Annotated in this window: 4 protein-coding genes; 1 reads left to right on the plus strand and 3 read right to left on the minus strand. The window is 56.7% G+C overall.

The annotated features are described in order from the left end of the window. Window positions 1-289: 289 nt before the first annotated feature. Window positions 290-4,210, minus strand: a complete 3,921-nt coding sequence (locus DD236_RS12375) for a GH92 family glycosyl hydrolase (protein WP_123072371.1) — start codon at window positions 4,208-4,210, stop codon at window positions 290-292. A gap of 310 nt (window positions 4,211-4,520) precedes the next feature. Beyond that, window positions 4,521-7,460: a glycoside hydrolase family 32 protein gene (locus DD236_RS08550; protein WP_109093949.1), complete on the minus strand. Its 2,940-nt coding sequence runs from the start codon at window positions 7,458-7,460 to the stop codon at window positions 4,521-4,523. 515 nt (window positions 7,461-7,975) lie between these two features. On the opposite strand from DD236_RS08550, the gene DD236_RS08555 reads away from it, so the two are divergent. Further along, window positions 7,976-11,659 carry a GH92 family glycosyl hydrolase gene (locus DD236_RS08555; RefSeq protein WP_165819872.1) on the plus strand — a complete coding sequence of 1,228 codons (3,684 nt, stop codon included), beginning with the start codon at window positions 7,976-7,978 and terminating at the stop codon, window positions 11,657-11,659. Between the two features lie 195 nt (window positions 11,660-11,854). Here the strand turns inward: DD236_RS08555 and DD236_RS08560 are convergent, their stop codons facing one another. Then, window positions 11,855-14,941 carry an ExeM/NucH family extracellular endonuclease gene (locus tag DD236_RS08560; RefSeq protein WP_109093951.1) on the minus strand — a complete coding sequence of 1,029 codons (3,087 nt, stop codon included), beginning with the start codon at window positions 14,939-14,941 and terminating at the stop codon, window positions 11,855-11,857. Between the last annotated feature and the right edge of the window lie 40 nt (window positions 14,942-14,981).

Below are 14,981 nucleotides of genomic sequence, written 5' to 3' on the forward strand. Positions count from 1 at the left end.
CGTTTCACCTCCATCCATCAAACTGAAGAACTTCTGTTCGGTACAAGCCTATCGAGCACCTCCCACACTTTTTCCTCCCAAACGGGCATTCTCACCGGGTTTACAATTTGTGTTATACCTCACAATTAACCGACCCGTACGCCATCCTTGAGTACAACCATTTTTGTCGACGACGACGGATCCCCACCTCCGCACCGACCTACCGAGGTGGGTGGTTAGTAGAAAACAAGAGGAAGGGCTCGAGCCAGCACATGGCTGGATTCAGACCCTCCCACCGTTAGCGGCGAAACTAACCGTCCATACGTCGCCTTGCCACTAGCACTACGCCAGCAGCCGTCAGCAGTAATGCCGCTGCACCAATGGCAGCAACGCGAGCACCAGTATTTGGCATCTCTGAACCGGGCTGATCGCCAGCATTTGAATCAGTGCCCGGGCCAGCCGTTCCGTTCTCAGAGCCTGAAGGGTCCGTCGCGGTTCCATCAGACGGATCCGTTCCCGGTTCACTCGGATCCGTTGGATCCGTTCCCGGGTCGCTCGGGTCAGTACCCGGCTCAGTCGGATCCGTTCCCGGGTCACTTGGGTCCGTCCCCGGATCCTGCTCATCGTCAACCTCAACTGCAATAAGATCAGCGGACGTTGCGGACCATGCGACGAAATCGTCGGGGATAAAGGCAACGCGCAATTCGTGCTCGCCGGCATCCAGCCCGGTCACCACGACTTCAGCGCTACCGGAATCGACAGCGGAATCAGCCAACGCCTCACGGCCCTCGTAGACCCGGATGGTGCCGGCGGCCTCGGGATCGAGTTTAGCCTGAATGGTCAGCTCGCCACTTGCGGCTTCCACATCTGCGTCCGCACCTTCGTTTGCAGCGACCTCAGCAACCTCCGCTACAGCGGCAACTCCCGCGGTGAGCTCAGGTTCAACCCACTGGGGCGCATCTGTTGCAATCGCAAACAGATGCATCTTCGAGTTATCCGGAAGCTGGATGGAAATCAGATTCTGACCTTCTGGAATGTCGACTGGCTGCGTGGCATATAGCCCGCAGTTCGCACCCTCGGCACCGTTCTTGCCTCCGCGCTGGGAGGGAACACCAAGAACCGTGGACCCGTCCTCTGGATTCTTGCCAGAGCACCAGTCTGGCAGGGCAACTCCCGCAGTCACATCACTCGTGTCACCGGTCTTCTCATCCTGGAGACCAAGCACGATCTCTTCGCTGAATGATCCGTTGTTAGCCGCACCAACCAGCGCGATCTGCCCGGAAGATGCCAGTGCCTCGGGCAGCTCAATCGTCTGCTCCTTCATGAGCACGTTATCTGGCTCGCCAGCATCCCCAGAGATCCAATACTGAAGCTGACTATCGGGAATGTTCACCAACGCCCCCGTAGGCACACCAGCTTGAGCCAACAGATCACGCGGGTAGAAGTACCCGAGCCCGTCGAAATCGGCCCCGTCCCCGCCAAGATCACCAATTGCGGTGTTGTTGAGATGCTCTTTGAGGAAGGATTCGGGCCCCACGGAAACATCAACGTCAAGCGAAGATTCAAGATCCCCCGCCGTGGCTTCAAGCGAAACCTCGTGCGCCCCCGACGGCGTCCACTCAGGCACCTCCACAGTCACATCACTGGAGGTCCCAACCGGGAAACCGCCGGATTCCACGCTCCACTCCGAGTCCGCGAGGCTCACCCACAGGCTGTCCGACGCGGCTGCGATCTCTCCCGACACCGTCCCGGGCCCTTGCGCGATCACGGAGGCGCTAGCGGAAATCTCGCCACCAGGAACCGCCCACAGATGCTCGGGATCAACCCCAAGGCCAAGCCGCTCCTGCCCTTCACTCCCCTCGATCATCGCAGCGGGCGCGGCATCATCCCCGGTCGCCCAATCAGACGCACCAGCTTCCGCCCCTAAATCAAACGCGAGCGTAGAGACCCCATCCAGGTCAGCATCCTCGATGTATCCCTTGTCCCACGCGCTCCCATCGGCTGAAACGCCCTCAATGTAGCGGTTGGAATCGGACACACCATCGGCGGTAATCACAAGGGGCTTTCCGTCGGGACGCTGAATCGTCACCTTCTCAAATGCGGGTGTTGCCAGAGTCCACATGTCCGTCCCCGGAACCGCGGGGAACAACCCGATACTTGCGAATACGTACCACGAGCTCATGGTCCCAAGATCATCGTTGCCGGTTACGCCGGTTGGCCCGTCAGTAAACAAGGTTCGAGCGGCAACCAGTACGTCGCTGGTCTTCCACGGCTGCCCAGCCCACAGATACATCCACGGAGCATGGAAATCGGGCTCATTGTTGGGATTGTAGGTATCGAAGCCGTAGTAATCATAGGCACCACTCACCCACGTCTCCAGAGCGGTCCCAGCCGGATCGCTCACAACCTCGGGGAACGCAAAGAAGTGGTCCAACCGCTCGATGGTCGCCTCCTTCGCGTCCTTACCATCGGCCGCTCCGATCATTTCCATAAGATCGTACGGATTTTGCTGCACCAGCCACATGTACTGGGAAGCAGTCGCCTCGTGGAAGCCGCGCGCCTGTGCGGGATCCTCGCTCCCGTAGAAGGCCCCGGATCGGTCGCGCGCCCTGAAGTGGCCCGTGGAGGGATCAAAGAGGTTGCGGTAGGAGGTGCCTCGGGCGGCGAGGCGTTCGGCGTCGTCGTCAAAACCCAAAGTGGAAGCCATCACGGACAGGGAGGCATCGGCTAAAGCGTATTCCAACGTGGCCGAACCACCATGGTCCAAATCGTAATCTCCCGGGCCCTTACGGGTGGAGGGGTCTTGTGGAACGTAGCCATCGGCGAGGTACTCGGCGTTACCGGCGCGCCCGTTGGCGAACCATTCGGTGGGCGGGACGCCATCTGCGTTGTCAATCAGAAGCTGATAAGTCTCTTCCTCGTGCCCCGTCAAAAGGCCCTGCGCCCACGCCTGAACCAACCAAATCGTCCCGGGATCTCCCGTCATAATATTGGTTTCTACCGTTCCAAATCCCCAACGCGGGAGCCACCCAGAATGCTGGCCCTGGCGCACAAGCGAGAGCGCCTGATCGGCCGCCACGTCCGGATCAACCAGCGCTACGAACTGCTCCTGAGTTCGGTAGGTGTCCCACAAAGAGAAGTTCTGATAGTAGAAAAAGTCCGGATCGTCCTCCTTGTGGATCTTCTGATCCCAGCCCGTGTACCGGCCATCAACGTCCGATCCGAGGTTCGGTGCCAAGAAGCTGCGGTAGAGCGCGGAATTGAAAACTCGCTCCGTCGTTTCGTCCGCACCCTCAATATCGATCGAGTGTAAGCGCTCTTCCCACTCCGCCTTCGTGTCCGCGAGCGCCTCCTCGTACGTTGCACGCTCAGCTTCGAGGTTCGCGCGCGCCCCATCCAAATCGACGTAGCTGAGGGAGGTTTGCGCCTCAACGGTTGTATCGCCGTCCGTGGTATCAAACTGGACCCACGCGCCGCGCCGGCCTTCGCCCGCGGACTCCTGAGCGTCCGTTACCTTATCACCTTCCCACGTTCCCGCCTCCGCAATATCGCGGTCGAACACCGTGGTTGTATAGAAAGTTACCTCCGGGGTGTCCTGGCAGAACCCGGCCGTGGTTATCTCGGTTTCGATTGTGTGTTCGTCAAGAATTTTTACCGACGACGACGTCACCCCATTCAACGCCTGCCCCACATTGACCATGAGCATCGCTTCATCCGTCTCGGGATAGGTGTAGCGGGCCACGCCCGTGCGGGCCGTGGCGGTCAGGTCCGCCGTGACAGTACCCTCCGGTGCCTGCAAATCCACCGAGTATTGACCCGCCGAAGCGCTCTCCGCCTCATGCGAATACTTCAGGGCGTACTTTGCGTTATCGGTTGATGTGACCGCCCCCGTTGTGGGAAGCATAGGCTGTGGGCCGCCCAGAGAACATCCCACACCCGAGATATGGACTAGGGAGAATCCGCGGATCGAATCCCGCGTGTAGTCATATCCCACGTTATGGCCGTTATCCGGGGAGAACTGCACCATCCCGAACGGCGTGCTTGCTCCCGGGTAGGTGTTGCCCTCATCTTGAGTGCCGATAAACGGATTGACTGAATCCGCCAGCGGGGTTGCCCCATCCGCCGTGGATGGGGCTGTGACCGCCAGTCCGGATCCCAGCATGGCAACGGCAGCCATCGCGGCCGTTAACGCATGGGGGATTCGGGAGTGGCGCCGTTTCGTGTTGGCCATCGTGTTCCCTTCATTGGCACAGCGCAGCGTTGCGCGCAGAGTGGTCGTGCTTCTTCAGTGTAGGACAGCGCTGTCATGTGATGTGGGATACTTCGTGAATGTGACGCATGGCATACCAGGGGTGCTGGGGGTGCGCACAGATGTGGATTTCAGTGGTGAGCACACCCGTTCCACCTTGAGAACGCCCGGTATAGCGGTCCTTCTCAGGGAGTACCGCATACGCTCAGAAACGAGCGAGATAGAAAACGAGAGGGAGGGCCCGAACCCAGCACGTTGCTGGGTCCAGACCCTCCCCCGATTATTGCCGTGACTATCCGTTCATACGCCGCCTTGCTACCAACACCACACCCGCCGCCGTTAGCAACAGAGCTGCCAAGACTGCACCAGCAACACTGGCGCCCGTATTCGGCATGTCACCGCCGGGCTGAGCATTCGATCCCTCGGAGGGGTTATTGCCAGGATCCGCGGAACTTCCATTAGTCGGGTCAGTTCCCGGATCCGTTGGATCCGTGCCCGGCTCACTCGGGTCAGTTCCCGGATCGTCGGAAGTGTATACGGATGCATTCATTGGTGTGATGGTCAGATCTTCTACCGAAGCATCGCCACCTTCATTGAAGAGCAGGACAGACTGATCTTCAGCAGCCGGGTAAATGACGTGAGTCATCGCCCGAGTATCATCCGCCGTGAACAGCTCGACAGAGCTGCGGTCAACGTAGATCGACATGGATACGGTACCGTCATCATGCTTCTCAACCGGCATCGTATGAACAGACGGGAACTGCCCATTGAAGTTAGTAACACCGGAGCGTGTGCGATCAACGTAGACGCGGCCAGTCGAGGCGTTGTAGCCGATCTCGGTTCCGTCGGTCTCGCTCGCAGTTTGCATGGCGCGCGTACTAGCAGCCCCCTCCGGAGCCCTCACGATGATACCGGCCTTGCCTTCGTCACCGACGTTGAGCGTCAGATCAATCTTCAGCATGTCGCCAGAGATTCCCTCAACCGCAGTCACCCCCTCAGTAAGATCCTTCTGGCCGTCTGGAAGCTCGTAAGCCTTGGCCGTATTCTCGTAATCGGCAACAGATGCAACGGGTGTCGAGGTCAGTTCGTACTTCCCATCAACTTTAGTCAGCCCGATCTCGCGCGGGAGGGAGAACCCGGAGCGCCACGGATCGGTAGGAGTCACGCCCGCATAGAGCCAATTGTTCATCCAAGACTGCATAACCTGCTTGCCATCGGCCGCGAGATCGCTCGCTCCCATATTGGAGTAGGACACGGCCGCGTAGTAGTCAGGACCCCAATCGAGCCAGTCATAGGACTCAAGCGCCTTGGGTGCAGCCGAATCGGCCTTCATAAAGTGATCGGCAAGGATGTGACCCCACCCTTCAGCCTGAAAATCCACGATCTGGATCTGAGCTTCCTGACCTGCATACTCAGAGACATCCCAGCTAACCCATTCGAGCGCCTCGGACTCGTTGCCGCTGGTACTCTTCACAACCTCGCCTTCTACCAGTAGGTTTACGGCCACCCCCTCAGCGTGCCGCGTTGGCTCCACATCGCCCATAACGACGTGGTCCACCGTAATGTGGGCCCAATCCTCCGTTACGTCATCAACGATTCGGAGCTGGACGTCTTGGCCCACATAGTCGCTCACATCGAGGTATTCCCAGTTAAGGTGGCCGTCGCGCGGCCCCGTCACCGAGTCCACAACGTCACCGTCCGCGAGCACCTGAACGCCAAGCTGGCTGTGATCATCACGGCCGCCTCCACCAACGAGCATGCTGATGTAGTTGCCCGTCACTTCGAACTCGGGCGAAGTCATCGTGCCGGTATTATCATCAGCATTCGGCCCACCCTCGTTGGTGTTGATGCGCCAGTCGCCAATCGCAAAATTCCCACCGTTATCCGACGGATTGACTCCACCGTCGAAATCGCCTGTCATGGTCCAACCAAAGTCCTCGAGGCTAACATTGTCCCCGTCAGGCTCAAACCCGTTCCACAACAACTCACCCTCTGGTGGTTCATTACCGAAAGTCCCTTCCTCGTAGGGAAGGTTTCCGCCGCCAACCTTGAAGGTCAAGTAGTCAGTATCGAGCTCGAACGAGGGCGACGTCATCCGCCCCATTCCCCAGTCTCCCCCATTAAAAGAGTTGACCAAGCGTTCACCTTCAAACCCGGATACCTCGGTCTGGCCATTCAGAGCGCCCGCCGCGGGCGCATCGCCAAACGGCTCCCCCTGAAGGTTCTCGATCGTCCACTCACCGTACGTGCCGCTCTCGAAACCGAAATCACCGATGAGGTCACCGGTTACTTCGGGCAGGTCGCCATCCTCCACGATGTTCTCCGCAGTGAACGTCTCACCATCGAAGTCACCGATAAAGTACTGCCCTCCACTGCCGCCGGCCACTGAGCCGGGGTTGAGATTCAGCACCATGATCCACTTGGTCGTGCCGTCATCGGCCACAACCGGGAACAGGTCCGGGCACTCCCACACGCCACCAACAGCGTTATGCGGGCCGAAATCGGAGAGATGCTCCCAGTCCTTCAAATCGCTGGACTTGTACATGACGATCTTGTGATCGGTTGCCTCCACCGCAACCATGACCCAGTAAGCATTGCCTTCCCCGTCGTCGTACCAAAAAACCTTGGGGTCACGGTAGTTAGCGGAATCCCGGTCAGAAACGGGATTTCCCTCGTACTTGGTCCATGTCTGGCCATCGTCAACCGAGTAGGCGATGGACTGGGCCTGCTTTCCCGCGTGTTTGGGGTGCTTGTCCGTGTATGCGCTCGTGTAGATCGCGATTAGTGCGGTCTCACCTTCTTTGGCGAAACCGGCCGTGTTGTTTTTATCGACGACGACGGACCCCGAGAATATATCCTCTATCGATTCCCCATCGTCGTTAAAGGTCTGAGGGATAGCGAGCGGCTGCTCTTCCCAGTTCATGAGGTCCGTGGAGGTCGCGTGGCCCCAGGACATGTTGCCCCAGTCCTTGGACTCCGGGTTGTGCTGGTAGAAGAGGTGATAAGTGCCGTTGTAGTAAACCATCCCATTGGGGTCGTTCACCCAGTTCTTCGCGGGGGTGTAGTGGTAACCAGGGCGGTACAGCTCCGTCCCGATGGTTGAATCGGTTTCGTCTGACTCATCAGCGAGTACCGGTGTTGCGACGGCTCCTCCGAGCACAATCGCGAGTGACGCGGCGGCGCCAAGCGCACACTTGAGCCTAGATATGGGTGGAGATTGACGTGTGGACATTCATCTTCCCCTCAGGGTGGTACTGCCAACATCGGCAGTTTGAAATGGGACCATGGGGTGTTTGGTCAGCTAGTCATCTGTGCCTAGCTGTTGCCAATCATATAGATAGGTTTGCCTCTTGTCATCAAGTCTTGAACGCAAGCGAGGGCGAAGCGGCTGGGCGACCAGAGTCTGCAACAGATTTCGCAAGGTTTGACGACTCTTTTTGAGAAGTCGGTAGAGACCCAGCTTTCTGCGTTCAGGCTATAAACAAAAATCCCGGGAGTGCGTCGGATATCTGGCTGAGGATAGCGGAGTATCCCCGAGTTTTCTCCTGCGGACAGATCGGCAGGCTCATCGGTCAGGCGGGCCACCATAAGTGAGCCTGATTAAATCATTGACCATGACGCCTGACACTGATAACATATGCGTGTGATGACATCGCTGTCATGCCTTGCCGGAGTACGTCACACCCCAATACGTACTCCCCGGCATTTACATTGGCGCCAATTCACTTTCCGACGATGGAGCGACGAATGAGCTTGAGAATTATGTCCCGTAGATGGATGGCCGCATGCGCCGTTGCAACATTAGGCGTTGCAGGCTTAGTAACACCCGCCCCTGCTTCGGCCGATACCCTAGATATGGTGGAATATCCAATCGAATATGTGGACCCGATGATCGGTACTGGCGAGGCCGGAAACTCGCCAGCGGTAGCAGAGGTCAATAACTTCCCTGGCGTTTCCGCCCCGTTCGGGATGATGCAACTCTCGCCTGATACGCCGGGCGCATACGCTGGTTACCGGTATTCACATGATCGAATCCGAGGATTCTCACTAACCCATATGGCAGCGGGATGCTGGGCCTACGGAGACGTGCCGATCTTACCCGTTGTTGGTGACTCCGGCGATGAACCATGGGACTACACGGCCTCATTCTCTCACGACAATGAATCGGCGGAGGCCGGCCGCTATAAAGTCCAACTTGACGGCGATAACGGCATCACTCAGGTTGAGTTGGCAGCCACAACTCGAGCTGGCGCGCTCACGTTCGACTTCGAGGGTGACCACCACGGATCTGTGCTCATCAAAGCTGGAGATTCGTTGGCAGATGTTCAGAACTCACAGGTGGAAATCGTTGGCAACAATACGGTTACAGGTTCTGTCACCGCGGGTAGCTTTTGTGACAACAACAATCAGCACACCCTGTACTTCACAATGGAATTCGACCAAGATTTCACCAGCTTCGGGACATGGAACGATGGCGCTAAAGAAGAATTGCGAACTGAGGTGGACGGCAATCGAACTGGTGCCTCGCTCGATTTCAACTCAGATGAGGACAATTCGCGAGTCAAGATGAAAGTTGGAATGTCCTACGTCAGCCGCGAAAACGCACAAGCGAACTTGGACGCCGAGATTCCCCAGTGGGATTTTGAGAAGGTTGTGGAAGACAATAAGGCCGAGTGGAACGAGGTACTCAGCCGCGTCAAGGTTTCAGCGGACTCAGACCCTGACGATCTTAGGATGTTCTATACGCAGCTTTATCAGGCACAACTTCATCCAAATACGTTTAACGACGTCAATGGTGAATATATCGGCTTCGATCGCGAGATACATACTGTTCAGGAGGGACACACACAGTATTCAAACTTCGCAGGTTGGGACACCTACCGTTCCCTCGCAGCCCTTCAAACGATCCTGAATCCTGAGGTTGCTTCGGATCAGGCGCAGACTCTTGTCAACAATGCTGAGCAGGGGGGATGGCTACCCAAGTGGCCAGTAGCTAATGATTACACGGGGCAGATGACGGGCGACCCTATCCCAGCGCTGATTTCTAGTATCCATGCTTTTGGAGGTACTGATTTTGACGTTGATACCGCTCTCACCTACATGATCAAGGGCGCCAACGAGGCCGGTAGTGCCGCTAATGGCTATGAGCAACGGCCCGGTATCGAAAGCTACCTCAACCTGAAATATGGACCACAAACAGAACCTTTCCGCGGTGACCACCAGATTGTCGGCGCCTCGACCACACTTGAGTATTCGATCACGGACTTCGCAATCGGACAGTTTGCCGCGCGTCTTGGGGATGACAACACCGCAGCCAACTTTGTTCAGCGTAGCCAGTACTGGCAAAACGTCTTCAATCCTGCAACGCAGCGTGCCGCAGCCCGAACCGAAGATGGCGCGTTCGTGATCCCTAGCGATGGCGGGTTTGGGCAGGTTGGATTCGATGAAGGTACGGACCTCCAATACACGTGGCTAGTTCCACACAATGTTGAGGCGCTAACTCAAATCCTAGGTGGCCCAGGGGCCATGGGCGAGCTGCTGGACGATTTCACATCAGAACATAATTCCGGAAGCAACTCTGACCACCTATGGATTGGAAATCAGCCGGGGCTTGGTGTGCCATGGCTCTATAACTACATAGGTCAGGCTTATCGAACTAGCGAACTGATTGATGCAGTGATCGACAGTTCGTTCCAGCCACACCCAGATGGAAAGCCAGGTAATGATGACCTCGGCGCAATGGCGGCATGGTACGTGTGGGCTTCTTCCGGAATGTATCCGGTAACCCCGGGCGAGGACCACGTTGCGATCAACGCCCCGCGTTTCGACCGCATGGTCTTTGACTTAGGTAACCGTGAAGTAGAAATCCTTGCGCCTGGTGCACAAGATGGAAATCGATATGTAGCCGGAGTCTCGTACAACGGTCAAGAATGGGAGAACACCTGGCTGCCGGGCGACCTGTGGCACGAGGGCGGTGTTGTGGAATTCTCTCTCACATCTGCTCCAACAGATTGGGGGAGCACCCTTGAGGCGGCACCTCCCTCATTCACCGAGGGCTGCAATGATCTCATCATCGGAAGCATAGAGTCTGATGTCTCTATTGAACCAGGCAAGCTCGGAGAGATTCCGGTGACGATACAGCAGTTGGGCGAGACCGGCGGAACCGTCACGGTTGATATCATCGACTCAGATGGTGAAGTACTGGGGTCCGAGGTGCTTGAGGTTGACGAATTCGGACGCGCCACAGCTGAAATAACTGTTTCGGTGCCTCAAGACACAGCTCAAGGCTATTATGAACTGACTTTGTCTGCCGATGGGGGTACTGCTGAAATTCCGATGATGCTACGTTCAGTCAGCTCCGATAGCTTATACGGTGCCTACAACACGGTTGGAAGTGCATCTGAAAGTAACCCCAGTCCAGGCAACTTCGACGGTTCTGGTAACAGTTACTCGAGCGAAGCACTTGCCGAGCAGGGCTTGTCCCCCGATTCCGAAGGTTCGGTTCACGACTTAGAATTCAGGTGGCCCAATGTCCCTGACGGCTTACCGAACACGGTAACCACTGACGGCCAGACGGTCAGTCTTGACGAACCGGCATCCGCGCTCGCGGTACTGGGAGCGGCAACTAATGGAACCCAGACCGGCGATCTGGTCATGCACTTGGACGATGGCACTGAGAAGCCGGTGTCTCTCGAACTCGGTGATTGGATCTTCCCCACTGGCGAGGGCAGCACTGAGGCGATTCCAGATAACACGACAATCGCACAGATGGACCGCCGTAATGGTGACAAGGATCAGGTCTTTGTATTTGCGACTGAACCATTCAAGGCACCGGAAGGTGCTCTCATTACCAGTGTGACGTTCCCGAGCAACGGTGATCTTCACGTATTTACATTCGCCACTAGTGAGGTCGAAGATCCAGAGTCAGAGCCAGTCGAGATCACCGAGATACCTGATGTCACCTTCACTGACGAATCCGGTACGGATAAGGACGTCTTCACAGTCCATGACGTGACGGGTGTAGAGTTCCTATCTGACGGCGAGCCCATCGATCCGGGAACATATCCCGCTGAAGGTACCGTGACAATCACTGCCCAGCCCGCTGAAGGATATGTTTTCGCTCCGGGCATCACCACCGAATGGGGCCATACATTCTCTTCCGAGTCTGACTCTTCTGAGTCCGATCCGGGTTCTGGCGGCGGTGATGAAGCCGGTGATGGTTCTGTTCACAAGCCCGGGGCTGAAAATGCGCCGGGTGATTCCACCGATCCAGATTCGGACGCCAGTAATAACACCGATGAGTCCGATCTGCCATTCACTGGTTTAGGTCTCACGATTCTAGGATTCTCCCTAGTCTTCCTCCTTGCAGGGGTCGGTTTGCGATTAGCTTCTGGCTTTCGTCGGCGCTCGACCGCTGGCAACGATATCTGACCAGAGGTAACGCAACGGCTCCGAGGGCATTGCCCTCGGAGCCGTTGTTTCACGCGGTAGGTTCCCGAAATACATCGTTCGGTCCCCGCACTACGCTCTTATTCTTAGGCTCCCCTCTCGGGGCTTAAAACCCTACTTAGAGATTGTGTCGAAGCTCTGGAAGCAAAACGTCGGGCCCCAAGCAGTTGCTATAAGTTATGCCTGCGATCTGCGCCTTACTACTAGCACCACGCCAGCAGCCGTCAGCAGCAACGCCGCCACCGCTGCGCCAGCAACACTGGCACCCGTATTCGGCATTTCGCCACCAGAATTACTATCCGAACCAGAAGCAGCCGCGTTGTTCCCCGAATCCGAAGAACTCGACGAGACACCATCAGACGGGTTCGCAGAGGTTCCACCACTTGGATCTGTTCCCGGGTCGCTCGGATCCGTACCAGGATCTGACGGGTCAGTACCCGGATCCGATGGATCATCGGCCTCGATAGTCACGCTAACGCTAGCCAACGCTTCCCCATCAAGGGTTACAACCAACTCATGATCGCCATCTTCAGCATCTTCAGGAACCGTGCCTTCGAGATCAACAGAACCAGAATCGTCCACCGTCTCGGAGTCAAGGACAACGGGATCAGAATGGAAGCTGAGCTCAGCTACAGAATCTTCCGGCGCATCCTTCACCGTAGCCTTGACCGTCTGGCCACGCTCAACAACCACGCCATCTTCGATACCTTCGATCGATGCTGAAGGATCTGACGGTTCAGGATCAGGATCGGGCGAAGGCGTCGGATCCGAATCATCCACGTCCAGACCAATCTTTACAGGGTCATGATCGGAGGAACGGTACTGAGTATCGTCATGGTAGATGGTCAGGTAATTGTTGTAACGCGAATACTCGAGTGCGATGGCCTCGGGCGCGTTGATCGCGTAAACCTCTGCGTCCGTCACCATCTCAAGCGCTAGTTCATTACCGAGCGCCTGATCCAGCGAGCCATGCAGGCTGGAGTACTGGTAGGTGGTCAGATCTAGGTAGCTCTGATCGCCAGTCTGCTTGGCCATGTAGTCCATGACTCGGGTGTAGCCGTGGTCATTCAGCTTGAGGATGGGATCCTCGGCCGAATACGCGTTGAGATCTCCAATGATGAAGATTGCCGTGTCAGGATATTCAGCCGTGACCCACTTGCCAAGCGCATCAGCCTGCTTGATACGATCCGCGTTAGCATTCCCTTGCCACTTATCCGGAGCAGCAGTTCCAGATCCCTTCGACTTGAAGTGGTTCACAACGGCAACGAACGAATCACCATATTCCTCTCCGTCAGAATCGATCGCCACAAATTTCTGGGCGAGTGGCTCGCGAGCATTCGAGAAGGCCTTCTGATCGTCGAGAATCTTAGACTCTCCAACGGGCTGCACCGTGTCCGCGTTGTAGATGAACGCCGTGCGGATCACGTCCTGATCCTCAAGGTCCGGCAGATCGTTCGGAGACTTCACGTACTCCCAATTCTTCGAGGAATCCGCCTTATTGAGCGCATCAGTCAGCGTAGCCAAAGCATCGTCACGATCCTTACCATTCTTCGCCGAGTTTTCGATCTCTTCAAGTGAAACCACGTCGGAATCCAACGTATTGATCGCAGTAACGATCTTCTCCTGCTGACGATCAAGATTCTCTTCGTTCGCTGCGCCGCGCACCGTGTTACAGCTATTGGCCGTGATCGGGTTATTCTGACGATCCTTGTAGGTGCTGCTGCAGTTCACATCTTCGGCCGTGGTGGTGAAGTAGTTCAACACGTTGAAACCGGAGAGAGAAACATCGCCGCCCACTTCAGCTGGAGCAGCCGGACGATCGTTCTCGAACGCGAAGAACTTATCCCCCACATTTCCGGCCTCAGTGGTTGCCGGCTCAACAGGCTGGAGCTTCCACTTATTGTTGCTGTATTCAGCAATCGCAGGCTGGACAAGCTCAACGGCGGCTCCGGTGCGGACCGGGGCGGTGTTTGAGATGTAGGGCAGCGGGACACTGTTGATCGATGCACTGCCGTTGTTCCAGTTCTGAGTGCGGCCGTCATCGATGGTAATCAGGCGCTCAGCGTTATCAGCGTCAATTGCCTCGAGTGCGGCGTGCCCATCGCGAGTCGGGTTGTACACATCCGATGGCTGACGCAGCGGCGTATCGCCGAACGCTGCGCCGATCTCCCCGTAGTTCACGCCATTCTGGTAGTTATCCGTGACGGTGATCGGACCCGAGAAATCAACGAGCATACCTTCAAGGGATTCCTTGCCCGCCGCATCCGTAGGCAGACGATCCATCGTCACGGCCTTAGGCTTAACACGATCCTCAGCATCGATCTTGCTCCAGCTATTACCGGAAACGGTGACCTGAGTGGATTCGTAGTATTCGGAGACCTTGCCCTTAATCTGAACAAAATCGCCAATCTCCACACCCTTGGGCAGTGCAGCAGATCCGTCATAGACGAACAGTCCAACCGAAGGAGCCTCATGCGAGGTGGTGCCACCCGTGTCCTCAGTCTGAATGTAGATACCGTTCTTGCCACCCGTTGGATATTTGGCGGTCACGAATCCTTCAGTAGTAACCGTCTTGCCTACAAGAGGCGAGGCAAGACCGGTACCCTGGATATCACCGATCGGGGTGATCTCATTCGGGTCCACTGGGTCCGTTGGCTCCTCGGGATCATTCCCAGAGTTCATCGGGGTTATGTCCCCAACAGTGAAGTCGTTCTTATTGTTGTCAGTATCGACGCCACCGGTTCGTGCAACCGATTTATTGGCAGCCGAGCCCGAAGAAGTAGCCGTGGCCGCCTCAAAGTTCGCATGGGTTCCGAGACCTACGTAATCGACGATCTTGGAGGCCGAGTAATCTACGTTGCCCTTAAATTCGGGCGGAGCCCCAACCGAGAGACTGAATCCCCCATTCTGCCCGACCGAACTTCCGCAACCCCATACAGAGTCAGCATCAGGCAGATCCGCTACGGAGTCCTTCGCCATATGAATGAGGTAGTAACTACCGGCCTCAATCGTTCCCGATAAGGCACCTTGAGTAGGACACAGCGCATTTCCGGCCTTTGAATAGTACGAGGCGTACATATCCGCCAGATCGATATCCTCGTCCGTCGGATTGTAAAGCTCCATGAACTTCCCGCCGGGGCTCACTTCGTTGATGACCACATTGTCGCCCTCGGGCGTGGCCGCCGCGGGCATTGCTGCAAGAGGCGTCAGCAGCATCGCAGCGGTGGCTGCCAGCGCGACTGGACGCACCTTTTTCTTATTCACATGTTTCCCTTCGTTCCGCTCCGAGTGGGGAGCAAACTGG

The organism is Ancrocorticia populi, from assembly GCF_003123745.1.
Lineage (GTDB): Bacteria > Actinomycetota > Actinomycetes > Actinomycetales > Actinomycetaceae > Ancrocorticia > Ancrocorticia populi.